Here is a 22,884-nt window from a genome sequence, read left to right on the forward strand (position 1 = left end):
TCGCTCATGACGGCACTTCCTTGTCGCGCGACGACGTCGGGTCGACGACCTCCCTGATCAGCCGCAGTTCTTCGGCGTCCGGCAGCCGCGACTCAGTCACGTTCGAGGTGTCCAGCGGGAACGACGTCCGCTCCAGTACGTCGTCGATGCTGACGCCGGGGTGCACCGACACCAGCCGCATCGAGTGGTCCGGTGTGTCGAAGTCCAATACCGCGAGATTGGTGACGACCTGGTGCACGTCGTGAAACCGGCTCGCCGCCGGACCCGCCTTGCGGGCGTTGTCGTAACCCACGCCCGAGACGACATCCACGGCGTCGACGAACACGCGCTTGCTGTGCTTGGGCGTCCAGTAGCTGGTCCGGTGGTTGACGGTGTTGCCAGGCGCGCCCCTGACACCGAGCAACTGTCGATCCGGACGGGCGTGCGCACCGATCGCGGAGATGTTCTGGTTGCCGAACCGATCGATTTGGTTCGCGCCCATAACGACGTGGCGTTTGCCGTGGGGGACGACGATGTCGAGCACCTTCTTGAACGGTTGCCAGCCTTCGACGGTCCCGTCGGCGTCGAGCAGGGAAGCTTCACCGTCGGTGAGTAGCAGGCCAGGTGCGAAAGTCAACCGCGCCAGCTTCGCACCGAGCGAGGGGATCAGCCCCATCGGACTGGCGAGCACCTCGCCCGCGTCGCGGAACAACTCGGCGCAGGCGGTCACGGCCACCTCGGCACGCGTCACGTCAGATGATTCGGTGCTCATGTCTGATGATTCGGACCCGTGTGCTGCGCTCATGCCGCGGCCTCCCTGAACTTCGCTACCTGGGCCTGGTATCGCGCCTCGTCGCCGGACAGAAACCGATCCACGAAGGACGGCCACGAGTCCGGGTCCTTCGCGCAAGAGACGTAATGCCGCTGGAATGCCTCGTCGCGACCGTAGTCCGGTGCCGCCGAGGTGAAGTGTGCGCCGTGCGGTGCGGCGACGACTCCGGTGACCGCACCCCGGTTCAGCAGTAGGGACTGCACGGGCGCGGACGACAGTTCGGTGGTGTCCACGATGCGTTCAGCGGAAACGAAGCAACGATCCGCCGCGAGCGCGAAGTCGTCGTCGAAGTACGGGTCCGGCCCGAGGTACTGTGCGTTGCCGCGTGCGTCGGCACGGTTCAGGTGCACGAGCGCGACGTCGAGTCGCAGCGCGGGTACCGCGAGCAACTCCTCGCCGTCGGCATAGGGCGACGTCACAGTGCGCAAGTCTGGATTGGTCGTGACCACATCGGACCCAAGGCCAGCCCGGATCGGCAGGAACGGTAACCGCTTCACCGCTGCGGACAGGCCGGCGGCGACCATTCCCTCGTCGTACTCCGTGACGTCGATCGCGCCGGATTGCCGTGCCCGTGCGAAGTGCGGGTCGAACGGCACCGAATCGAGCGTGACGAACCCGAACACAAGCCTCCGGATCTTTCCCGCGGCTGCCAGCAGTCCAACGTCAGGTCCGCCGTAGGACACCACCGTCAGGTCCTTGACGTCGGTTCGTAGCAGCGCCCGAACGAGCGCCATCGGTTTGCGCCGCGAGCCCCAGCCACCGATCCCGATCGTCATTCCGTCGCGGATCTCGGCGGCCACCTCGTCGGCGGTCATGCGTTTGTCCATTCAGGCTCCCGTGCTAGTTCCCGTGCCGCTGCTGAGGAAGTCCTGACGTGCGCCGTCGGACACACCCGCCAGGTTGAGTTCGAAGGTGAAGCCCTGTTCGAAGCGGTAGCTGCGGTGGACGTCTTGGGGATCGATGCCGTTGATCGCTTGCTTGGCCTTGCGGATCACCCGGGTGTCCTTGGCCGCGATCTCCCGTGCCACCTTGAGCGTCGCGTCGTCGAGTTCGGATCGCGGCGCCACGCGATATACCGACCCGTGGTGATGTAGCTGCTGAGCGGTGATGGTGCTCGCGGTGTAGTACAGCGCTCGCATCAGGTGCGGTGGCACCAGGCGGGCGAGGTGTGTCGCGGCGCCGAGGGCGCCACGGTCGACTTCGGGCAGCCCGAACGTCGCGTCGTCGCTGGCCACCACGATGTCGGCATTGCCGACGAGCCCGACGCCGCCGCCGAGGCAGTAGCCGTGCACGGCGGCGATCACCGGCACGGCGCAGTCGTAGACCGCCGAGAACGCGGCCGCGCAGCCGTGATTGGCGCCGATGAGCGCGGTGTAGCCGTCGCTCGCCTCGATCTCCTTGATGTCGACCCCGGCGTTGAAGCCGCGGCCCTCGGCACGCAACACCACGACGTGGCAGTCGGGGTCGGCGCCCGCTGCCTCGACAGCCGCCGCTACGTCGTACCAGCCGCGCACTGTCAGCGCGTTGACCGGCGGTGCCGACATCGTCACCACCGTGACGTGCGGCTCGGGTTGGGTCGTGGTTACTGCGGTCACGTCGACCTCCTGCTACCTAACCTAGCACTTGCTTGGTACAGTAGCAGCCGCGCCGGGAATCCCGATAGGCCCGGCGTTCGAGCTGGACGGAAAGGTGCGCCGATGGCCGTATCGCTGGACTACGGCGGCGCGATCGTGCTGGTCACGGGCGGCGTGCGAGGAGTTGGCGCCGGGATAACACGCGCGTTCGCGCGGGCGGGGGCGACCGTGGTGACCTGCGCTCGTCACGCCCCCGAGGCGCTGGACCACGCCCAGTTCGTCCCGTGCGATGTACGGGAACCTGAGCAGGTCGAGCGCATGGTGGACGACGTCGTCGCCGAGTACGGCCGCATCGACGTCCTGGTCAACAACGCGGGGGGCGCGCCGTTCGCGCTGGCCGCGGACGCTTCGCCTCGGTTCCACGACAAGGTCGTCGGGCTGAATCTGCTAGCCCCGCTGCTCGTCGCGCAACGTGTCAACGCCGTCATGCAGCGACAGGAGCCGGGCGGCGCGATCGTCAACGTCAGCAGCGTCAGCGGCACCCGGCCGTCGCCAGGCACCGCCGCATATGGCGCGGCCAAGGCCGGGCTGGACAACCTGACCGCGAGCCTCGCCGTCGAGTGGGCGCCGAAGGTTCGAGTCAACGCCCTAGACGTCGGCATGGTCCACACCGAACAGTCCGAACTGCACTATGGCGATGCCGCTGGAGTGGCTGCCGTTGGTGCCACCGTCCCATTGGGACGGCTCGCCGAACCCGACGAGGTCGGGGCGTGCGCGCTGTTCCTCGCATCGTCGTTGGCGTCATACGTCAGCGGCGCCACGCTTGCCGTCCACGGCGGTGGTGAACGTCCCGCGTTCCTCGACGCGGCACAAGCCAGAGCCTGATGTTTCGGACCTGCGAGCAGTCCTCGGGTCTGATGCTTCGGACCTGCGAGCAGTCCTCAGAACGAAAGGAGCACGTGTGAGCGGCATCGTGCGAGACAGAGTCGTCATCGTTACCGGAGCGGGCAGGGGGCTCGGCAGGGCGCATGCGCTGGCCTTCGCGCGGGAGGGTGCCGCGGTGGTCGTCAACGACGTGGGGGTCGCGCTCGACGGTTCGGGTCACTCGATGGGCCCGGCGCAGCAAGTCGTCGACGAGATCACCGAGCAGGGTGGACGCGCCGTCGCCAACACCGATGACGTCGCCGACTGGGAGGGCGCCGCGAACCTCGTCGCTACCGCTCTCGACACCTACGGACGGCTGGACGTACTGGTCAACAACGCCGGATTCCTGCGCGACCGGATGCTGGTCAACCTCGCGGAGGATGAGTGGGACGCCGTGATGCGAGTGCACTTGAAGGGGCATTTCGCGCCCATGCGGCATGCCGCGGCGCACTGGCGTGCGGAGAGCAAGGCGGGCAGGCAGCCGGACGCTCGCGTGATCAACACCAGCTCGGGCGCCGGGTTGCTTGGCAGCATCGGGCAAGGCAATTACTCCGCGGCCAAGGCAGGTATCGCGGGTTTGACGATCGTCGCCGCGGCCGAGTTCGCGCGCTACGGGATCACCGTTAACGCCATCGCGCCCGCCGCGCGCACTCGCATGACCGAGCAGGCGTTCGCCGAGGACATGGCGGTACCGGATGGCGGATTCGACGCGATGGCGCCGGAGAACGTCTCACCGCTGGTGGTCTGGCTGGGTAGCCCAGAGTCGGCCGGGGTGACCGGCCGGGTGTTCGAGGTCGAGGGCGGCCAGGTGTCGCTGGCGACCGGCTGGCACCACGGACCGCGCCGTGACAAAGGCGCTCGCTGGGAACCCGCCGAGCTTGGACCCGTGGTGGAGGAGTTGATCGCCGAGGCCCCGGAGCCGGAGCCGGTTTACGGGGCGTGACTCGTCGGGCCAAGGCTTGGTCGTCATCCACGCACGGTGCTCTTCGCCGGGGATATAGCGAGTTCGACGCCGATTATCGGGCGCTATGTCCGGTCTGTTCGGCAACATGCCGGCGAAGTCGCCGCTGCGGGGTGGTGGTGCGGTGCCGCCAGAGCGAAGCTGGCCAACACCGGAGCGGAACCTGCGGCGGCTGGCGTACGTCTGACCGTCTCGCTACGTTGATCAGACGCAGCGCCTGTTCGGTCTACGTACGAGGGGATCGCCATGACCGGCTACGCCGTCAACATCGCCGAGCTGGCCAAGCTCATCCAGACCTTAGAGGACGGTGCCCACGAGGTCAGGGAGGCCAACACGACCCTGGCCGCCGAGGGCCAGCTCGACATGCTTGGCCACGACGCACTCCGGGACTCGGCGCACGAGTTCGAGGAGACGTGGCGTTACGAGCTCGGCAAGCTCGACGAGGCAGCCGAAGGCGTGATCGAACGTCTTGCGGCCGCTAAGAAGAACTACGAAGAGCTCGAAGACGCTCACGGTGGTCTTTTCGACCAGGTCTTAACGTCGACGGGCGGAGACGGCGGCTTGTCCGGTGGATCACCGCCGCTCATCACGGACGCCAATCGTCCGCCTGGAATGGCCGTGGTTGGCGGCGGACCGATGCCCGCGGCCAGGGACATCGGCGCGGCCCTCGATGGTGCCAGTCCGAATGAAGGATGCTCGGTTACGTAGCGCGAACTCGCCCTGACACGAGCGGCAGATCGAGCGCGGTCAGCAGGCCCGGCGGCGCGGCGATCACCGTCGGAATGGCGTTCACCAATCGCATCGCCGTCGCCTTGAGCCCTGCCGTGTTGTGGTCGCCGTCGGTGCCGAGTAGTTGCAGGTCAAGTGTGTAGTTCGGCTCGCCGCTGACGATGACCCGGTAACAACCCTGGCCCGCTGGTTGTGGCCAGCCTGGACCAAGATCGTCCCGCAGCCGCGTCACGTGCTCCAAGACGACGACCGGACGGCCACCTCGCATGCCGCGTACCTCGAACCGAAGCGCCGCCGCACTGCCTTCCGGAATGGTGCCGGAGGCGATGTCGAACGTCTCCGGCGCGGGCAGTCGCTCGACCTGCTCGGTGACCTCATCCAGCGTGACGTCGAGTCCCGTCGCGAGCTGCCGCACCACACTGCCCCAGGCCAGCGACAACACGCCCGGTTGCAGCAGCATGGGGACGTCGTCCATGGGCTTGCCGAAACCCATGATGTCGAACAGCACCTGTGGGTTGTCGTAGGTGGAGTAGTCGAGGATCTCCAGGCAGCGCACCTCGTCGATGCGTTCGCTGATGCCGGTGAGCGCCAGTGGGAGGGTGTCGTTGGCGAAGCCGGGGTCGATGCCGTTGACCCACAACGACGCGCCGCCCTCTGCCGCGGCCTGCTTGATCGGCGCGACCAGTCCGTCCGGCGCCGTGCCGTCGGGGTATTGCAGAAACACCGGCCCTGAGGAAACGACGTTGATGCCCGCGCGCAGGAATCGGCACAGGTCCTCGATGGCCTCCGGGATGCGGTGGTCGGCCATGGCGGTGTGCACGATGCAATCCGGCCGCAGTGCCAGCAGGGCGTCCGCGTCCGTGGTCGCGGCGACGCCAAGCTCGCGGCCGAGTCCGGCCAGCTCACCGGCGTCCGTGCCCGCTTTGGCGTCGCTGGACACCCATACGCCGGCTAGGTCGAGGTCGTCGCGCGCGTCGATGCCCGCGATCGCGTGCCTGCCGACGTTGCCGGTGCTCCACTGCACTACTCGGTATCCCATGTGTCACTCCAGGTCGGGGATGCCGAGGTCAAGGTTCGGCGTTTCCAGCCCGCCGTCAACCTCGAGCACCTTGCCGGTCACGTAGCCGCCTGCCCGCGACGTCAGGTAGAGGATCGCCGCCGCGATGTCCTCCGCCTCGCCGATGCGCCGCAGCGGTGTCGCCTGTTCCATCGCGGTACGGATCTCGTCGTTCTGCGCCACGATGTCGAGCGCGGAGGTCATGACAGAGCCGACCGAGATCGCGTTGACCCTGATCTTCGGGGCCAGGTCGCGCGCGGCGAGTTTGCTCCAGTGCGCCAGTGCCGCCTTGGCGGTGCCGTAGGCGAGGTAGCCCCGTCCGCTGACGCGTCCGACTACAGAGGACACGGTGACGACCGAACCCCCGCCGGTCTCGAGCATCTTCGGAACGGCGGCCTGCGTCAGTGCGTGCGCGGTGGCGACGTTGAAGTGGAAGGCGTCCTTCAGGTCGTCGGCCTTCGTGGTGAGGAAGGCGTTCGGCATGCTGCCGCCCACATTGTTCACCACGATGTCTACTCTGCCCAGTGCACTGTGGGCGGTCTCCGCGAGTGCTGCCGCCGCATCCAAGTCGGACAGATCAGCGGGGGCGACCACGGCCTTGCGGCCGAGTGCTGTGATCTTTCCAGCGATCTCGTCCAGTTGCGATTCGGTACGAGCCGACAGCGCGACGTCCGCGCCCGCTTCGGCCAGCGCGAGCGCGGTGGCCGCGCCGATGCCTCGCCCGGCGCCGGTGACGATGGCGGTCTGTCCGTCGAGCCGGAAGCGATCCAGGACCATGCGGATCACGCCCGCTCGATGATGGTGGCGGTGGACATCGCGCCGCCAGCGCACATGGTGATCAGCGCCGTGCTCGTATCGGTGCGCTCTAGCTCATGCAGCGCGGTGGTGATCAGCCGGGCGCCGGTGCTGCCGACCGGATGGCCGAGTGCGATCGCGCCGCCGTTGACGTTGACCTTCGCCGGATCGGGCTGGTGCACCCGCTGCCAGGAAAGCACCACCGACGCGAAGGCCTCGTTGACCTCGAACAAGTCCGGGTCACCGATGCTCATGCCCGCGCGAGTCAGCACCCGCTCTGTCGCGGCGATCGGTCCGTCCAGATGGTAGTACGGTTCGGCGCCGACCAGCGCCTGCGACACGATCCGCGCCTTCGGCGTCAGGCCAAGCTCGCGTGCCTTGTCCTCGGACATCAGCAACACGGCGGCGGCACCATCGGACACCTGCGATGAGCTGCCCGCGGTGTGCAGGCCGCCGTCGAGCACCGGCTTGAGTTTCGCCAGCCCGTCCAGCGTGCTCTCCCGAGGTCCCTGGTCACGCTGCACCAGCCGGGTCTCGCCGGTGAGCTGGCCGTCGTTGATCACCGGCGCCTTGACCGGCACGACCTCCCGCTCGAACCGGCCCTCGTCCCATGCCGTCAGGGCTTTGCGCTGGGACTCCACGGCGAACTGGTCGACGTCGTCCCTGGTCAGACCCCTGCGGGTGGCGATCCGCTCGGCCGCCTCGAACTGGTTCGGCATGTCGATGTCCCAGGAGGCGGGGCGCGGCGTGCCGATGTCGGTGCCTCGGTTCGCGCCAAGCGGCACCCTGCTCATCGCTTCCACGCCGCAGGCCAGGCCGACGTCGATGGCTCCCGTTGCGATCAGGCCCGCGATCAGGTGCGTGGCCTGCTGAGCCGAGCCGCACTGCGCGTCGATCGTGGTCGCGCCCGTCGCTTCTGGGAGTCCGGCGTGCAACCATGCGGTGCGGGTGACGTTGCCCGCCTGCTCGCCCGCCTGCGTGACCGCACCACCGATGACCTGCTCCACCAGCGCGGGATCGACCCCGGCGCGGTCGAGCAGGGCATGTTGGATGGCGCCAAGTGTCTCGGCGGGGTGCAGGCCAGCCAGCCAGCCGCCTCGCTTGCCGATCGGGGTACGTGCCGCGTCGACGATGACTGGGTTGCCCACCGGCTCCTCCTGAGGGGTTTGAATCGCGCACTGCCTGTATCACAAAGTTAGAACATGTTCTTTTTTTCGGCAATAGTGTGTCTGGCTGAGACCACGTCAACCACAGGTCGGCGGCGGTATCGACGTCGATCATGGCGCATCGACGTCCAGTGAAAGGTTGTTCTCGTGGGTTCTCATCGCGGCGAACCTATGCTTCAATCGTCGGTAGAACGTGTTTCACAAGGTCGTGTGGCGCAGGAGGTAAACCGTGGCAGCTCCGCTCATTCCGGAAGGATTCGATTTCACCGACCCGGACGTCTGGGCCGAGCGAGTCCCGATCGAGGAGTTCGCCGCGCTGCGCAAGACGGCCCCGGTGTGGTGGTGCCCGCAGCCGCCTGGCCGGAGTGGCTACGACGACGGCGGCTACTGGGTGGTCTCCCGGCTGGCCGATATCAAGGAGGTCTCCAAGCACCCTGAGCTGTACTCGACAAGGGAGAACACCGCGATCATCCGGTTCAATCCGGAGATCACGCGTGACGAGATCGAGATGCAGCGGATGATCCTGATCAACATGGACCCGCCGCAGCACACCAAGGTCCGCCGGATCATTTCCAAGGGCTTCACCCCGCGTGCGGTGGAGGCACTGCGCTCCACGCTGACCGACCGGGCGGAGCGCATCGTGCATGAGGCCAAGAAGCACGGCAGTGGGGACTTCGTGGAGCAGGTGGCGTGTGAGCTGCCGTTGCAGGCGATCGCCGAGTTGATCGGTGTGCCACAGGAGGACCGCGGCAAGATCTTCGACTGGTCCAACGAGATGATCGGCTACGACGACCCCGAGTACGACATCGATCCGGTCAACGCATCGACCGAGCTGATGGGCTACGCCTGGCAGATGGCCGAGGAACGGCAAAAGTGTCCGGTCGACGACATCGTGACGAAGCTGGTCAACGCCGATATCGACGGGGAGTCGCTCGGCTCGGAGGAATTCGCGTTCTTCGTGATCCTGCTCGCCGTCGCGGGTAACGAAACGACCCGCAACGCCATCACTCACGGCATGAAGGCGTTCCTCGACCACCCCGAGCAGTGGGAGCGCTACAAGGCGGAACGGCCGAGGACCGCGCCGGACGAGATCGTTCGGTGGGCCACACCGGTCAGCGCGTTCCAGCGCACCGTCACCGAGGACACCGAGTTGGCCGGTCAGCCCATCCGTAAGGGGCAGCGGGTCGGGCTGTTCTACGCCTCCGCGAACTTCGACGAGGAGGCGTTCGACAATCCGTACGAGTTCGACGTCTTCCGCGATCCGAACCCGCATGTCGGTTTCGGTGGCACCGGCACTCACTACTGCATCGGGGCGAATCTGGCGCGGCTGGAGATCGATCTGATGTTCAACGCGATCGCCGATGCCATGCCCAACATCCGCGAGCTCGAGCAGCCCGCGCGGCTGCGTTCGGGCTGGCTGAACGGCATCAAGCACTACCGCGTCGCCTACGAATGAGGAGCGACGACGTGGATCTGACCGCGCTGGAAGACATCCGCAGGCTGAAGTACCGCTACGCGAGAAGCCTCGACCTCAAGCGCTGGGACGAGTTCGCCGACGTGTTCACCGAGGACGCGACCGCGGACTACGGCACGCGCGCCACCAGTGAGCCACTGTCGCTGCGTGGGCGCGACCAGATCGTCTCCTACATGCGCGACGCGCTCGGCGGGAACATCATCACGGTGCATTTCTGTGCCCAGCCCGAGATCGAGATCGACGGCGACACGGCAGACGGCACCTGGTGTTTCGAGGACACCGTGATCGTTCCCGACCACCGGGTGATGATAAAGGGCTCGGCGTACTACGAGGACCGCTACCGGCGCGAGGACGGCGTCTGGCGGATCGCGCACATCGGTTACCAGCGCACCTACGAGTTGATGCTGTCGTTCGACGACATGCCGAGCCTGCAACTGCTGGCCAACCGCTGGGCCGACGTCCCGCAGCCGCAGGCCTGACCAGGAGGCACACTGGTGCTGACCGAACCATTCGCCGAGGCGATCGCCGAAGCCGAGAAGATCATCGAGAGCGCGCCGCACGTGCGCACCGAGCAGGATCTGGTCGAGGGCTACGACTACCTGGCGGGCAGCATCCGTGCGTCGCTGCAGATGGCGTGGGCGTACGAGCGGGACTTTCCGTTCTTCGTCTCATCCACCGGCCCGTACACCAAGCTTGGTCTCGACAACCCGGACACGCTGTACTACCACGCCTACCTCCGCGACGACGCGGAGTACGTGGTGACCGGCTTTCGTGGCACGACCGCGGATCTGAGCTTCCAGGTGCTCAACGGTGACTACAGCCCGGCGTCCTCTCCCGACAGTCTGACCGCGTTCGACGATAGGGAATTCGACATCGATGACGATGGCCGGTTCGAGATCCGATTTGGACCTGGGTCCGGTAGGAACTACGTCACGCTCGGTGCTGGCTCGGCGATGCTGGTGGTTCGCGAGGTCTACAGTGACTGGTCCACCGAGCGGTCCGGCACTATCCGGATCCACCGTGCCGACCGGCTTGGCACCGCGCCGCGGCCGCATGACAAGGACACGCTGGTCAAGCGCTACGGCGTCGCGGGCAAGATGTTGTTGTCCCGCTTGCGGACGTTTCTGGCATTTCCGGAGTGGCATTACCTGAAACTGCCGGTGAACACCCTGACCGAGCCGCGCGGCACGCCGGGTGGGCTCGCCACGCAGTTCTCGTCGGTGGGGCACTACGAGCTCACCGACGACGAGGTCATGGTGATCACCGTGCCCGCCGCGTCCGCTGATGTCGCGCCATACCAGGGATTCCAGCTCGGCAGCATGTGGTACATCTCGCTGGACTACATCAACCACCAGACCAGTCTCACCCGCGACCAGGCACGCGTCGACCCCGACGGGATGATCCGGTACATCGTGAGCGAGCGCGATCCGGGCCTGGCGAACTGGGTTGAACGTACCGGCCACGACCGGGGGTACCTGCAACTGCGCTGGCAGCGGTTGACCCGGGACCTGACGCCCGCCGACGGGCCGACATGCGAGGTCGTTCGGTTCGATGACTTGCCGGAGAAACTGCCGTACTACGCCGACCAGCGGGTCACGCCGCGGGAGTGGTCGGATCGGATCGCCGCCCGGCAGACCGCCGTCGCCGATCGGATGCTGGGGTAGACATGCTGCGGGACAAGGTCGTCGTGGTGTCCGGGGTAGGACCTGGACTCGGCCGGTCGATCGCGATGCGGGCCGCGCACGCCGAGGCGGACGTCGTGCTCGCTGCGCGGACGAAGTCCAACCTGGACGCCGTAGCCGACGACGTGACGGCGCTGGGACGTCGAGCGGTGACGGTGCCGGCCGACGTCACGGCGGAGTCCGATGCGGACACGCTCACGGATGCGGCGATGTCGGAGTTCGGCCGGGTGGATGTGTTGGTGAACAACGCCTTCGCGATCCCACCGCTTGGCGACCTGGCCGACGCCGACCTCGATGCCGTCCGTGCTGGTTTTGAAACCAGTTCGATCGCAGCGCTGCGACTCACCCGCTTGTTCACACCCGCACTGGCGGAAGCTGGCGGCTCCGTCGTCATGGTGAACTCGATGGTGCTGCGGCACTCGCAGCGCGGGTACGGCGCGTACAAGATGGCCAAGGCCAGCTTGCTCGCACTCGCGCAGAGCCTGTCCACCGAGCTGGGGCCGCGCGGCGTCCGGGTCAACTCCGTCGCGCCTGGCTACATCTGGGCGGACACGCTCAAGTGGTACTTCGGGCATCTGGCGAAGAAGCGTGGCGTGTCCACTGAGGACGTCTACACGGAGACCGCCGCGAACACGGACCTGCGCCGACTGCCCGAGCCGGACGAGATCGCGGACGCCGTCGTGTTCCTGGCATCGGACATGGCACGCGCGATCACCGGGCAGTGCCTCGACGTCAACTGCGGCGAGTACCACCACTAGGAGCGAGATGCGAGACAGCGTCGGCACGGTCGCGGATCTGCACGACTCGGCCACCAAGGTCACCGGGCTGGACGACTTCGGCGACGACGTCTACCTCGAAGGCCTGGAAGTGTTGCTGGACTCCTACGAACGCGAGGCGGAGCTGACGCCGCTCGGTAACAGCATCATGCGGGCGTCGCTGCGAGGTGCGCTGGTGGCGCGGCTGTTGGCGGAGGCGGCGTGGCGGCAGTATCCGGACCACGCGGATATCCCCATCGAACGGCCGATCTTCGTGACTGGGCTATCGCGTACCGGGACGACCGCGCTGCACCGGTTGCTCACCGCCGACCCAGCGCACCAGGGGCTCGAGCTGTGGCTCACCGACGTCCCACAGCCGCGTCCGCCGCGCGAGACATGGGTCGACGACCCCATCTATCAGCAAATCAAGGCGGGCTACGACAAGCACCACGCCGAGAACCCTGACTTCATGGGCTTGCACTACACCTCGGCTGACTCCGTCGAGGAATGTTGGCGGCTCCTGCGGCAGAGCATGAAGTCGGTGTCGGAGGAATGCCTGGCGTACGTGCCCAGCTACTCGCGCTGGTTGTCCGAGCAGGACTGGACTGATGCCTATGCCCGGCACCGGCGATTGTTGCAGCTCATCGGGCGCAACGAGCCAGGCAAGCGCTGGGTGCTGAAGAACCCGAGTCACCTGTTCGCGCTGGACGAGCTCCTCGCGGTGTATCCGGACGCGCTGATCGTGCAGACGCACCGGCCACCAAGCACGACGTTGGCCTCGACGTGCAGCCTCTCGCTCGCCGCCACCGACGGGTGGTCCGCGGCATTCACCCCTGAGGTAATCGGGCGGACCCAGCTTGACCTGTGGGCGCGCGGGCTAGCGACGTTCGCCGAGGCCAGGACACGGCATGACCCGGCGCGCTTCTGCGACGTCGACTACGACGACTTCGTGGCCGACCCGGTCGGCACCGCCGAGGGTATCTACCGGCACTTTGGTCTCCCGCTTTCCGACGCCGCCCGCGCCGAGATGCGCCGCGTGGACGCCGAGAGCCGCACTGGCCCGCGCAAACCGTCGCACCAGTACGCGTTGTCCGACTTCGGGTTGACCGCGGCACAGGTGGAGGAACGGTTCGCCGACTACGTGGGCGCGGCGTCGCGGTAGACGTCCCCGCGACGGCCACCTTGTGGCGGAGTTGATCACGCCTACTCGCGCTGTTGTTCGCGAAACCCGGCGAATCGGACGTATTCGCGCGACAATGCGAGTAGGCGTGATCAACATCGGGAGTGGTGACGCCGGGTGTGACGGCCGTCCAGCTGGTGTGCTCAGGGAACGGCATCGTGCGACCGCCGCGCTGCGCCTACTCTGGCTTCTCCGCGCCCACCAGCCACAGTGCGAAGTACTGCGAGCCGCCGCCGTAGGCGTGTCCGACGGCTTTACGGGCGCTGTCGACCTGGTAGTCGCCCGCCTTGCCCATCACCTGCTTCGCCGCCTCGGACATCCGCAGCATCCCGGAGGCGCCGATCGGGTTCGAGCACAGGACTCCGCCGGAAGGGTTCACCGGCAGTTGCCCACCGAGTGCCGTCTCGCCGGACTCCGTCAGCTTCCAGCCCTCGCCTTCGGCCGTGAAGCCCAGGTTCTCCAGCCACATCGGCTCGAACCACGAGAACGGCACGTAGATCTCCGCCGCGTCCACCTCGGACAGGGGGTCGGTGATCCCGGCGTCGCGCCACAACTGGGTGGCCGCGTCGCGGCCCGCCTGCGGGTTCACCTGGTCGCGCCCGGCGAACGTCGTGGGCTCGGTGCGCATCGAAGTCGCGTGAATCCACGCCACGCCCTCCGCGGCGGCATCACCTGAGGCTTCGTCACCGATCACCATCGCGCACGCGCCGTCGGAGGACGGGCACGTCTCGTCGTAGCGGATCGGGTCCCACAGCATCTGCGATGCCTGCACCTGCTCCACCGTGATGTCGGACTGCTGGAGATGTGCGTACGGGTTGAGCGAGCCGTTGCGTCGATCCTTCGCCGCGACCATCGCGCCCACGACTTCCGGCGCCCCCGACCGGCGGATGTAGGAGCGGACGTGCGGCGCGAAGTAGCCACCCGCGCCCGCGCCGACCGGCATGTTGAACGGAATCGGGATCGACAGTGCCCACATCGCGTTCGATTCGGACTGCTTCTCGTAGGCCACCGTCAGCACCCGCCGATGTTCGCCGGACTGCACCAGGCTCGCGGCCACAATGGATGTCGAACCGCCGACTGAGCCCGCCGTGTGGACCCGCAGCAGCGGCTTGCCGGTCGCGCCCAGTGCGTCGGCCAGGTACAGCTCCGGCATCATCACGCCCTCGAACAGGTCGGGCGCCTTGCCGATGACCACAGCGTCGATGTCGTCCCAGCCGACCTGCGCGTCCGCCATAGCGCGGTCGATCGCCTCCCGCAGCAAGCCCGCCATGGAGACGTCCTGACGCTTGGCTTTGTGGTGGGTCTGTCCGGTGCCGAGCACGGCCGCACGCTGTTTCATTGTTGTGCCTCCATCACGGCGACGAGGTTCTGTTGCAGCGCGGGCCCGCTGGTCGCGTGCGCCAGCGCGCGGTCGGCGTCGCCCGCCATCACCCGACGCGCGGCCTCACCGATGCGGCTCAATCCCGCCGAGAACATCGGGTTGCCCGCCAGCGCACCGCCGGACGGGCTGATTCGGACGTCGTCGCCGAGCCCGAGCGCGCCCCGCAGGATCAGTTCCTGGTGGGTGAACGGCGCGTGCAGCTCCGCGACATCGATGTCCTTGACGTCGAGAGCGGCGCCCGCCATCTCGGTCGACGGTGAACGGGTCAGGTCTCGCGCACCAAGTACGGGGGAGTCGACCCTGTGCTCGATACCGGTGATCGCCGCTGGTCGGGACACGATGTCGCGGGCGCGGTCTTCGGCGGCGAGGATGATCACCGAAGCGCCGTCGGTGATCGGGGCGATGTCGTGCGCCCGGAGTGGATCCGCCGTTAGCGGCGCGTCCAGCAGGTCCGCCACGGACACATCGCCGGAGCGCTGCGCCTGCGGGTTGTCGCGCGCGTCGGCGAGGCTGCGGGCGGCGACTTCGGCCATGTCCTTCTCGCTCCAGCGGCCGGACTCCAGCCCGAGCCTGGCCTGAAGCGCCGCGATACTGATCGAGTCCGGCCACAGCGGAGCGACGGTATACGGGTCGGTTTGCAGGCTCAGGACCCGCCGCAGCGTGCCCGCCGACGACTTGCCGAAGCCGTACACGAGTGCGGTGTCGACCTCGCCGGTGCGGATCTTCACCCATGCTTCGTAAAGCGCCCACGCGGCGTCCATTTCCACATGCGACTCATTGATCGGTGGGAACGCGCCGATGGCGTCCACCGCGGAGATGAACGAGAACGCCCGACCAGCAAGGTAGTCCGATGAACCGGAACACCAGAATCCGATGTCCGACTTAGACAGTCCGGTTCGCTCAAAAGCTTCTGCCAGCGTCGGCACCAGCATCTCGACGCCGTTGGTGGTGCCTGGGGTTTGCCGCACGCAGTCGGACTGCGCGAACCCGACGACGGAGACTCGACTCATTGCTGCCTCACAGGTGGTGTGCGTAGGACTCGTACGGCGCGTCGGGCTCGCCGGTGGGCTCGAAGTGCGCGATGTTGCGCATGCTGGTCACCCACTCCTCGCGGGGCCGCCAGTGCGCCCGCACCCGCATGCCCATCCGCACCTCGTCGGCATCGCAGCCGCGCACGAGGTGCAGGAACGCGATGTCCGCGCCGTCGAGCAGGATGTAGGCCACGACGTACGGCGGAGTGATCTGCTGGCCGAGGAATGGCACGTTGACGATGCAGAACGTCGTCACTATGCCGGTGTCGGGCAGTTCCACCTCGGTTGTGGTGGGTACGCCGTCGGTGGGGCACGCGCCACGCGGTGGGAGGTATACCTTCTCGCACTTCGGGCAGCGCTGCCCGATCAGCTTGCCCTCGCCGAGCGCTCGCAGGTACCGGCTCTCCTCGGGCGACACGGTGTGGTCGTAGCCGAGCTTGATCGGGGTGATCATGATGCCGTCGTCCTCTGCCGCTGGTGGGGCCGGTGACATCGGCGGGGGTGGCTGGTCGTCCGGCGCGTCGGCGGGCGCGAAGTACGCGATGTCGCGAATGTGGCCGACCGGCTCGTCAGCCCAGCGCACCCGCACTCGCATGCCGGTCCGGATCCGCTCGGGTGAGTCGACGTCGACGGCGTGCAGCAGCGCGGTGTCCGCGCCGTCCAGCTGGATCAGTGCCCAGGCGAACGGTCGTTGGATCGGCTGGCCCGCGACCGGGTCGGCGCACCAGGACCACGTCAGCACCGTGCCTTCCTGGCCGACCTCGACGAACTCACTCAGCGGTGCCGCGGTGACAGGGTCGTACTCGACGGGCGGCACGTGCACCCGTCCGTCCGATCCACGGACACCCTCGATGCGGCGCTCGGCGAGGCCGGTCATGAACCGTCCGAGCACCGGCCCGAGCGAGCGGGTGTAGTCGAACTGGATCTCAAGCGGTTCCGACAGCGGTGGCGCTTCAGTAGTCACGATGTGAGTGAAACATGTTCTCGATATCTCCGGCAAGTATTCACGCTTCAGCGGTGGATGTCATATAGAACACGTTCTAATCATCGACCCTCGAACACGGGCGTGCGCTTCTCGGCGAAGGCACGTGGCCCCTCTTTGGCGTCGGCGCTGGTGAACACCGACAGCCCGATCGGCGCCTCGATGGTGAAGGCATCCTCCTCGGCCATGCCCTCGGTCTCGCGCATCGTGCGCAGCACCGCCTGCACCGCGAGCGGGCCGTTGGCCACGATCTGATCCGCCAGCTCCAGCGCCTTGTCGAGCGCGGTGCCGTCCTCGACGACGTGTCCGATGAGTCCGATCTCCTTCGCCTCTGTGGCGGTGATGTGTCGCCCGGTCAGCAGCAGGTCGGCGGCGACGGTGTACGGAATCTGCCGTGGCAGCCGGACCGCGGAGCCGCCCATCGGAAACAGGCTCCACTTCACCTCGGAGATGCCGAACTTCGCGCTCGTACCCGCCACGCGGAGGTCGGTGGCTTGGAGGATCTCGGTGCCACCCGCGATCGCCGGGCCCTCGACGGCCGCGATCAACGGCTTGCTCAGACGGCGCCCCTTGAGCAGTCCAGGAATGCGCGCGGGGTCCCAGCCATTTCCAGACATCGCCTTGCCTGGGTCGTTGCGGCTCATGTTCTTCAGGTCGGCGCCCGCACAGAACGACCCGCCCGCGCCCGTGAGCACGCAGCAGCGGATGGACGGATCGGAGTCGACCTGATCCCATGCGCGCTCCATGATCTCGATCATCTCGGCGCTGATCGCGTTGCGGGCGTGCGGCCGGTTCATCGTCACGATCAGCGTGCCCCCGCGCTGCTCAACCAGCGCGTGGGGCGCGGTGTCGTTGTCGTGATCGGCGGCTGCGGTCGACGTCATGGAAACCTCTTCCTCGGTTGGCGCGGACGTGAATGCGCTCGGGGTTGATACATGTTTCACGCTCCGTGGTCACCTTGATACCACTGGAGCCAGCTAGACCATTGCCCATAACGATAACATGTTCTAGTTTAGAGCAATGGCACTGAACATCGCTGACCTCATTGAGCACACGGTCGACGCCGTTGCTGAGCGCACCGCCGTGATCTGCGGCGATCGGCAGGTGAGCTATGTCGAACTCGACGAGCGCGCCAACCGCCTGGCCCACCACCTCGCAGCAGCCGGGGTCGGCGAGGGCGACCACATCGGGATCTACTCCCGCAACTCCATCGAGACGATCGAGGCGATGTTCGCGGCGTACAAGCTCCGTGCCGTCGCGATCAACGTGAACTACCGGTACGTGGCCGAGGAGTTGCGCTACCTCTTCGACAACGCCGACCTCGTCGCGCTGGTGCACGAGCGTCAGTATGCGCCGACCGTCGCCGAGGTGCTGCCGTCAGCGCCCAAGCTTCGCCACGTGGTGGTCGTCGACGACGACTCAGGCGCCGATTACGAGTCCTACGGCGGCGTCGAATACGAGGCCGCGCTGGCCGCGCGGTCGCCGGAACGCGACTTCGCCGAACGCAGTGCCGACGACCTTTACATCCTCTACACCGGTGGCACCACCGGCTACCCGAAGGGTGTGATGTGGCGCCACGAGGACGTCTGGCGCGTGCTCGGCGGCGGCATCGACTTCATGACCGGTGAGTACGTGCGGGACGAGTGGGCCATGGCCGAGCAGGCCAAGGAAGGTCCCGGCCTGGTCAGGATGACCATCTCGCCGCTGATCCACGGCGCGGCACAGTGGGCCGTGTTCGGTGCGTTGTTCGCTGGCGGCACCGCCGTCCTCGTCTCACAGTTCGACCCGGACGACGTGTGGCGGACGATCGAGAAGCACCGAGTGCAGGTGCTCGCCTTCGTCGGCGACGCGATGGCCAGGCCGATGCTGAAGGCGTACGAGGCGGGCGACTACGACGCCTCGTCCGTCGTCGCCTTCAGCAGCCACGCGGCGCTGTTCTCACAGTCGGTCAAGCAGGCCTACCTGGAGACCTTCCCGAACGCGGTGCTCACCGACGCCATCGGTTCCTCGGAGAGCGGCTTCACCGGGATCAGCATGATCACCAAGGATGCCGATCACTCGCAGGGGCCGAGGGTGAACTTCACCAAGCAGGCGGTGCTGATCGACGAGGCGGGCGAGCTCATCGAGCCGACCCCCGGCGCGGTCGGGCTGATCGCGCGCGGTGGGCACGTTCCGCTCGGTTATTACAAGGACCCGGAGAAGACCAAGTCGATCTTCGCCGAGATCGACGGCAAGCGCTACGTCATTCCCGGCGACTACGGCCGCTACGAGGACGACGGGTCGGTGACCCTGCTCGGCAGAGGCTCGCAGTGCGTCAACACCGGCGGCGAGAAGGTGTTCCCCGAGGAAGTCGAGGGTGCGCTCAAATCGCACCCGGACGTCTATGACGCGCTGGTCGTCGGCGTGCCTGACGAGCGTTACGGGGAGCGGGTCGGTGCGCTGGTGCAGCCCCACGACGGCGCATCGCTTGACACCGCGACCCTCGACGCGCACGTGCGCACCAAGATCGCGGGCTACAAGGTGCCGCGCAGTTACTGGATCGTGCCCGAGGTCCGCCGCCAGCCCAGTGGCAAGCCGGACTACCCGTGGGCGAAGTCTTACGCCGACGAGCACGCGGACAGCGCGCTCGCCGTGACCCGCTAAGCACAAGAAGGAGCCCCATGCGCACAGAGTTGTGTGACACGCTCGGAATCGACTACCCGATCGTCGCGTTCACCCCGTCCGAGCACGTCGCGGCCGCCGTCTCGCGCGCCGGTGGTCTCGGCGTGCTCGGCTGCGTCCGGTTCAACGACGCCGCCGACCTCGACGCCGCGCTGGACTGGATGGACGCCAACACCGGTGGCAAGCCCTACGGCGTTGACATCGTCATGCCGTCGAAGGTGCCAACCGAAGGCAGCGTCGGTGACCTCTCGAAGCACATCCCGGAGGAACACCGGGCGTTCGTGGAGCGGACGTTGCGCGAGCTTGGTGTGCCGGAGAAAGCGGACAGTGACGACGGCGCAGGGGTGCTCGGCTGGCTGCACTCGGTGGCCCGGTCCCATGTGGACGTCGCGCTGAAGCACCCGATCTCCCTGATCGCCAACGCGCTCGGGTCGCCACCCAACGACGTCATCGAGCAGGCCAACGGCCATGGCGTCAAGGTCGCCGCGCTCGCGGGCAAGGCGGAGCACGCCGTGAGCCACGTGGACAACGGCGTCGACATCGTCATCGCGCAGGGCTACGAGGCAGGCGGGCACACCGGCGAGATCGCCTCCATGGTGCTGCTGCCGGAGGTGGTCGACGCCGTCGGCGACCGTGCACCGGTGCTCGCGGCGGGCGGCATCGGGTCAGGCAGGCAGGTCGCGGCGGCCCTCGCGCTGGGTGCCACCGGGGTGTGGATGGGCTCGTACTGGCTGACGACCAGCGAGTACCTCGAGACCATGCGCGAGTCGGGCACCGTGCAGGAGGCGCTGGTCGCAGCCAGTTCATCGGACACCGTGCGCACCCGGATCTTCTCCGGTAAACCCGCGCGGCTGCTCAAGACCCGCTGGACCGAGTCGTGGGCGCGGCCGGACGCGCCGGATCCGTTGCCGATGCCGCTGCAGAACCTGCTGGTCGCCGAGGCGCACCAGCGTATCGCCGCGGCCAAGGACCCGAGCGTTGTCGCGATGCCGGTCGGCCAGATCGTCGGTCGGATGAACGCCGTCCGCCCGGTCGCCGAGTTGATGAGTGAGTTGGTCGCGGAGTACGAGCGGGCGCTGGACCGGCTGGATAAGACGCGCTAACACGGCAGGAAGGAGCGTCTGGTGCTGTCTCCCCTTGACGACTACCCGATACACCAGGTCGCCCAACCGGTGCGCCAGGTCGCGACGAGCGATCGCAACTTCTACGACCGCTACTACTTCAACTGCCACGCCAGCTCGCCTGAGCTGTTCTGCGTCATCGGGATGGGGCAGTACCCCAACCTCGGCGTGTCCGACGCGTTCGCGACGGTGCGCAAGGGCGACGAGCAGCTCTCCGTGCGCGCTTCCCGTGAGCTCGGGGCCGACCGAATGGACACCACTGTCGGCCCGTTCCGGATCGAGGTGCTTGAAGGGCTGCGCAGGCTGCGGGTTGTGCTTGAACCGACCGAGCACGACCTCGCGTTCGACCTCACTTTCACCGGGGCCGTTGCCCCCGTGCTGGAACCGAGGCATGTGCTGCGCCAGCCGCAGGGCCGAGTGATCATCGACTCCAGTCGCCTTGCGCAGACTGGCACTTGGTCGGGAACACTCACCGTCGCGGGCACCGATTACGACGTCACGCCTGATGTCTGGCAGGGAACGCGCGACCGGTCCTGGGGTATCCGCCCGGTCGGGGAGCCGGAACCACCCGGCTACGCCGCGGCGCAACCACCCGAGTCGTTCTACTGGTTGTACGCGCCGTTGCGGTTCGACGAGTTCAGCATCATCACCATCCTGCAGGAGGATGGTCGCGGCCGTCGCTCGCTCGAGGAAGCCGTGCGGGTGTGGCCGGAGAGCAGCGGCAAGGAGCCGGAACCGCTAGGGCGCCCCGAGGTCGCGCTGACCTTCACCCCTGGCACCCGTGAAGTCGCTACGGCCGTACTCGACTTCGCCGACGGCCCGAAGGTTGAGGTCGAGTGTGTGCTGCCGGTCGCACTCGGCGCTGGCGCCGGATACGGCACCGATGACTGGCGGCACGGCATGTACCTCGGCGAGCTCGAGGTGCAGGGCCGCGGACACGACGTCGGCGACGCCGCGAAGCGGGCGGCGTACTTCAGCGTCATCGACAACCTGGCGCGTGCGCGCTGCGAAGGACGGCTCGGCTGGGGCCTGTTCGAGTTCGCCTGTTTCGGTCCGCACGAACCGTCCGGGTTCACCGGGTGGGACGACGTGGCCTGAATGAGTCCCCTGAACCCAATCGGCTGAGCAAGCGCCGGAGTGAGGAGCACGAGCATGCGAGAGTACAAAGAGCTCTACATCGGGGGCAGCTGGGTCGCCCCGGAAACCGAGCGGCGGATCGAGGTGATCTCGCCGCACTCCGAGCAACTGGTTGGCCGCACGCCGGAGGCGACGACCGAGGACGTCGACCGTGCGGTCGAGGCCGCCTGGCACGCGTTCGACCACGGTGACTGGCCGAACACCGCACCCGAGGATCGCCTCGCCGCGTTGCGGCGGTTCGCCGACGCCTACAACGCGCGGCAAACGGAGCTGGCGGAGCTGTTCAGCACCGAGATGGGTTCGCCGCTGTGGTTCTCCCAGGTCGGGCAGGTGGGCGCGACATCGATGGCGCTGGCCGAGTTCCTCAACATCGCCGAGAGCTTCCCGTGGGAGGAGCGCAGGACCGGTTCGTTCGGCGGCGAAGTCGTCGTGCGGCGCGAGCCGGTTGGTGTCGTCGGCATCATCACGCCGTGGAACGTGCCGCACTTCGTGACCATGGCCAAGCTCGTTCCCGCGCTGCTAGCCGGGTGCACCGTCGTACTCAAGCCGCCACCAGAGGCACCGCTGTCGGCGCTCGCGCTCGCCGAGATCGTCGCGGAAGCCGGGCTGCCGGAAGGCGTCGTGAGCGTGGTGCCAGCTGGTCGTGAGGTCGGCGAACATCTGGTCACCCACCCCGGTGTGGACAAGATCGCTTTCACCGGATCAACCGCGGCGGGGCGCAGGATCGCCGCGCTGTGCGGCCAGGATCTGCGGCGCGTGACGCTGGAGCTCGGCGGCAAGTCCGCCGCGATGATTCTCGACGACGCCGACCTCGACCAGACCGTGCAGCAGCTGCAGATGGCCTCGCTGCTCAACAGCGGTCAGGCCTGTATCGCCCAGACGCGCATTCTCGCGTCGAGGAAGCGCTACGACGAGGTGGTCGACGCGTTGGCGGCCATGGTGGGCGGTCTGAGCGTTGGCGACCCGATGAACGTCGAGAACTACATCGGCCCGATGGTCGCCAAGCGGCAGCAGGAGCGGGTCCGTGACTACATCGGGATCGGTACGGCGGAAGGTGCGCGGTTGGTCGTCGGCGGCAGCGAAATGCCAGCCGGGCTGGACACCGGCTGGTACGTGCGGCCGACGGTGTTCGCCGATGTGGACAACGATATGCGCATCGCGCGGGAGGAGATCTTTGGTCCGGTCCTCACGGTGATTCCGTATGACGACGAGGCGGACGCGGTACGCATCGCCAACGACTCCGAGTATGGCCTCGCTGGTTCGGTGTGGACGTCCGATGTGGAGCATGGGGTCGACGTCGCGAGGCGGGTGCGCACCGGGACGTTGGGTATCAACCAGTACCTGATGGATTTCACCGCTCCGTTCGGCGGGTTCAAGGCAAGCGGTATCGGACGTGAGTTCGGGCCGGAGGGCATCGAAACCTACGTCGAGTACAAGTCGATCGCATTACCGATCGGCTGAGC

22 protein-coding genes are annotated in these 22,884 nt (G+C 67.3%); 12 read left to right on the top strand and 10 right to left on the bottom strand.

From position 1 onward, the window contains the following. Positions 1-4: 4 nt before the first annotated feature. From ACFQGD_RS05350 to ACFQGD_RS05360, 3 genes are read right to left on the bottom strand one after another with little or no spacing between them, the layout of a single operon-like run. Positions 5-784 (bottom strand): CoA-transferase subunit beta, encoded by a 780-nt coding sequence (locus tag ACFQGD_RS05350; protein WP_345395750.1) that lies wholly within the window; start codon positions 782-784, stop codon positions 5-7. Continuing rightward, positions 781-1,638 carry a CoA transferase subunit A gene (locus ACFQGD_RS05355; RefSeq protein ID WP_345395753.1) on the bottom strand — a complete coding sequence of 286 codons (858 nt, stop codon included), beginning with the start codon at positions 1,636-1,638 and terminating at the stop codon, positions 781-783. The genes ACFQGD_RS05350 and ACFQGD_RS05355 overlap by 4 nt, the downstream gene beginning before the upstream one ends. Continuing rightward, the gene (locus ACFQGD_RS05360) at positions 1,639-2,406 is read right to left on the bottom strand and encodes an enoyl-CoA hydratase family protein (RefSeq protein ID WP_345395757.1); all 768 of its coding nucleotides are present in this window, start codon (positions 2,404-2,406) and stop codon (positions 1,639-1,641) included. A gap of 102 nt (positions 2,407-2,508) precedes the next feature. On the opposite strand from ACFQGD_RS05360, the gene ACFQGD_RS05365 reads away from it, so the two are divergent. The 3 genes from ACFQGD_RS05365 to ACFQGD_RS05375 all read left to right on the top strand — a co-directional run bounded on the left by ACFQGD_RS05365 (position 2,509) and on the right by ACFQGD_RS05375 (position 4,978). Beyond that, positions 2,509-3,270: an SDR family oxidoreductase gene (locus ACFQGD_RS05365; RefSeq protein ID WP_345395760.1), complete on the top strand. Its 762-nt coding sequence runs from the start codon at positions 2,509-2,511 to the stop codon at positions 3,268-3,270. 76 nt (positions 3,271-3,346) lie between these two features. Then, complete coding sequence (locus ACFQGD_RS05370) at positions 3,347-4,252, top strand: SDR family oxidoreductase (RefSeq protein WP_345395762.1); 906 nt, start codon at positions 3,347-3,349, stop codon at positions 4,250-4,252. Between the two features lie 264 nt (positions 4,253-4,516). After that, entirely contained in the window at positions 4,517-4,978 is a 462-nt protein-coding gene (locus tag ACFQGD_RS05375) for a hypothetical protein (protein ID WP_345395764.1), read from the top strand. Here the strand turns inward: ACFQGD_RS05375 and ACFQGD_RS05380 are convergent. The 3 genes from ACFQGD_RS05380 to ACFQGD_RS05390 are packed head-to-tail and all read right to left on the bottom strand — an operon-like array spanning position 4,971 to position 7,999. Beyond that, positions 4,971-6,038: an NAD(P)H-dependent amine dehydrogenase family protein gene (locus ACFQGD_RS05380; protein WP_345395767.1), complete on the bottom strand. Its 1,068-nt coding sequence runs from the start codon at positions 6,036-6,038 to the stop codon at positions 4,971-4,973. The genes ACFQGD_RS05375 and ACFQGD_RS05380 overlap by 8 nt on opposite strands. Positions 6,039-6,041: 3 nt before the next feature. Next, positions 6,042-6,833 (bottom strand): SDR family oxidoreductase, encoded by a 792-nt coding sequence (locus ACFQGD_RS05385; protein ID WP_345396121.1) that lies wholly within the window; start codon positions 6,831-6,833, stop codon positions 6,042-6,044. Positions 6,834-6,838: 5 nt separating this feature from the next. Continuing rightward, positions 6,839-7,999: a steroid 3-ketoacyl-CoA thiolase gene (locus tag ACFQGD_RS05390; protein WP_345395770.1), complete on the bottom strand. Its 1,161-nt coding sequence runs from the start codon at positions 7,997-7,999 to the stop codon at positions 6,839-6,841. Positions 8,000-8,246: 247 nt separating this feature from the next. Between ACFQGD_RS05390 and ACFQGD_RS05395 the strand changes: the two genes are divergently transcribed. From ACFQGD_RS05395 to ACFQGD_RS05415, 5 genes are read left to right on the top strand one after another with little or no spacing between them, the layout of a single operon-like run. Then, the gene (locus ACFQGD_RS05395; protein ID WP_345395773.1) at positions 8,247-9,473 is read left to right on the top strand and encodes a cytochrome P450; all 1,227 of its coding nucleotides are present in this window, start codon (positions 8,247-8,249) and stop codon (positions 9,471-9,473) included. A gap of 11 nt (positions 9,474-9,484) precedes the next feature. After that, positions 9,485-9,970, top strand: a complete 486-nt coding sequence (locus ACFQGD_RS05400; protein ID WP_345395776.1) for a nuclear transport factor 2 family protein — start codon at positions 9,485-9,487, stop codon at positions 9,968-9,970. 15 nt (positions 9,971-9,985) lie between these two features. Next, positions 9,986-11,155 (top strand): hypothetical protein, encoded by a 1,170-nt coding sequence (locus tag ACFQGD_RS05405; RefSeq protein ID WP_345395779.1) that lies wholly within the window; start codon positions 9,986-9,988, stop codon positions 11,153-11,155. A gap of 2 nt (positions 11,156-11,157) precedes the next feature. After that, positions 11,158-11,931 carry an SDR family oxidoreductase gene (locus ACFQGD_RS05410; RefSeq protein ID WP_345395782.1) on the top strand — a complete coding sequence of 258 codons (774 nt, stop codon included), beginning with the start codon at positions 11,158-11,160 and terminating at the stop codon, positions 11,929-11,931. Between the two features lie 7 nt (positions 11,932-11,938). Further along, on the top strand, positions 11,939-13,090 hold the full coding sequence (locus ACFQGD_RS05415; RefSeq protein WP_345395785.1) for a sulfotransferase family protein: 1,152 nt from the start codon (positions 11,939-11,941) through the stop codon (positions 13,088-13,090). Between the two features lie 196 nt (positions 13,091-13,286). Here ACFQGD_RS05415 and ACFQGD_RS05420 read toward each other — a convergent pair whose 3' ends face one another. The 4 genes from ACFQGD_RS05420 to ACFQGD_RS05435 all read right to left on the bottom strand — a co-directional run bounded on the left by ACFQGD_RS05420 (position 13,287) and on the right by ACFQGD_RS05435 (position 17,386). Next, positions 13,287-14,447 carry a thiolase domain-containing protein gene (locus ACFQGD_RS05420; RefSeq protein ID WP_345395788.1) on the bottom strand — a complete coding sequence of 387 codons (1,161 nt, stop codon included), beginning with the start codon at positions 14,445-14,447 and terminating at the stop codon, positions 13,287-13,289. Beyond that, positions 14,444-15,499: a thiolase domain-containing protein gene (locus tag ACFQGD_RS05425; protein WP_345395791.1), complete on the bottom strand. Its 1,056-nt coding sequence runs from the start codon at positions 15,497-15,499 to the stop codon at positions 14,444-14,446. Before ACFQGD_RS05425 ends, ACFQGD_RS05420 begins: the two co-directional genes overlap by 4 nt. A gap of 7 nt (positions 15,500-15,506) precedes the next feature. Then, positions 15,507-16,484, bottom strand: coding sequence for a Zn-ribbon domain-containing OB-fold protein (locus tag ACFQGD_RS05430; protein WP_345395794.1), 978 nt, complete (start codon positions 16,482-16,484; stop codon positions 15,507-15,509). An 80-nt stretch (positions 16,485-16,564) separates the two neighbouring features. Beyond that, positions 16,565-17,386 carry a crotonase/enoyl-CoA hydratase family protein gene (locus ACFQGD_RS05435; protein WP_345395796.1) on the bottom strand — a complete coding sequence of 274 codons (822 nt, stop codon included), beginning with the start codon at positions 17,384-17,386 and terminating at the stop codon, positions 16,565-16,567. Positions 17,387-17,522: 136 nt separating this feature from the next. Here ACFQGD_RS05435 and ACFQGD_RS05440 point away from each other — a divergent pair, with 136 nt between their 5' ends. From ACFQGD_RS05440 to ACFQGD_RS05455, 4 genes are read left to right on the top strand one after another with little or no spacing between them, the layout of a single operon-like run. Further along, positions 17,523-19,145: an acyl-CoA synthetase gene (locus ACFQGD_RS05440; protein WP_345395799.1), complete on the top strand. Its 1,623-nt coding sequence runs from the start codon at positions 17,523-17,525 to the stop codon at positions 19,143-19,145. A 17-nt stretch (positions 19,146-19,162) separates the two neighbouring features. Beyond that, on the top strand, positions 19,163-20,266 hold the full coding sequence (locus ACFQGD_RS05445) for an NAD(P)H-dependent flavin oxidoreductase (protein WP_345395802.1): 1,104 nt from the start codon (positions 19,163-19,165) through the stop codon (positions 20,264-20,266). Between the two features lie 21 nt (positions 20,267-20,287). Next, a complete protein-coding gene (locus tag ACFQGD_RS05450) occupies positions 20,288-21,382 on the top strand; it encodes an Rv3169 family protein (RefSeq protein WP_345395805.1) in 1,095 nt (364 codons plus the stop codon). 54 nt (positions 21,383-21,436) lie between these two features. Continuing rightward, positions 21,437-22,882 (top strand): aldehyde dehydrogenase, encoded by a 1,446-nt coding sequence (locus tag ACFQGD_RS05455; protein ID WP_345395808.1) that lies wholly within the window; start codon positions 21,437-21,439, stop codon positions 22,880-22,882. Positions 22,883-22,884 lie beyond the last annotated feature (2 nt).

Source organism: Haloechinothrix salitolerans, from assembly GCF_042662605.1.
GTDB classification, from domain to species: domain Bacteria; phylum Actinomycetota; class Actinomycetes; order Mycobacteriales; family Pseudonocardiaceae; genus Haloechinothrix_A; species Haloechinothrix_A salitolerans.

Coding starts and splice junctions, on each gene's coding strand:
- ACFQGD_RS05435 (WP_345395796.1), bottom strand. CDS start 17,386: ATGACGTCGACCGCAGCCGCCGATCACGACAACGACACCGCGCCCCAC.
- ACFQGD_RS05380 (WP_345395767.1), bottom strand. CDS start 6,038: ATGGGATACCGAGTAGTGCAGTGGAGCACCGGCAACGTCGGCAGGCAC.
- ACFQGD_RS05455 (WP_345395808.1), top strand. CDS start 21,437: ATGCGAGAGTACAAAGAGCTCTACATCGGGGGCAGCTGGGTCGCCCCG.
- ACFQGD_RS05355 (WP_345395753.1), bottom strand. CDS start 1,638: ATGGACAAACGCATGACCGCCGACGAGGTGGCCGCCGAGATCCGCGAC.
- ACFQGD_RS05410 (WP_345395782.1), top strand. CDS start 11,158: ATGCTGCGGGACAAGGTCGTCGTGGTGTCCGGGGTAGGACCTGGACTC.
- ACFQGD_RS05350 (WP_345395750.1), bottom strand. CDS start 784: ATGAGCGCAGCACACGGGTCCGAATCATCAGACATGAGCACCGAATCA.
- ACFQGD_RS05375 (WP_345395764.1), top strand. CDS start 4,517: ATGACCGGCTACGCCGTCAACATCGCCGAGCTGGCCAAGCTCATCCAG.
- ACFQGD_RS05445 (WP_345395802.1), top strand. CDS start 19,163: ATGCGCACAGAGTTGTGTGACACGCTCGGAATCGACTACCCGATCGTC.
- ACFQGD_RS05425 (WP_345395791.1), bottom strand. CDS start 15,499: ATGAGTCGAGTCTCCGTCGTCGGGTTCGCGCAGTCCGACTGCGTGCGG.
- ACFQGD_RS05420 (WP_345395788.1), bottom strand. CDS start 14,447: ATGAAACAGCGTGCGGCCGTGCTCGGCACCGGACAGACCCACCACAAA.
- ACFQGD_RS05365 (WP_345395760.1), top strand. CDS start 2,509: ATGGCCGTATCGCTGGACTACGGCGGCGCGATCGTGCTGGTCACGGGC.
- ACFQGD_RS05440 (WP_345395799.1), top strand. CDS start 17,523: ATGGCACTGAACATCGCTGACCTCATTGAGCACACGGTCGACGCCGTT.
- ACFQGD_RS05415 (WP_345395785.1), top strand. CDS start 11,939: ATGCGAGACAGCGTCGGCACGGTCGCGGATCTGCACGACTCGGCCACC.
- ACFQGD_RS05385 (WP_345396121.1), bottom strand. CDS start 6,833: ATGGTCCTGGATCGCTTCCGGCTCGACGGACAGACCGCCATCGTCACC.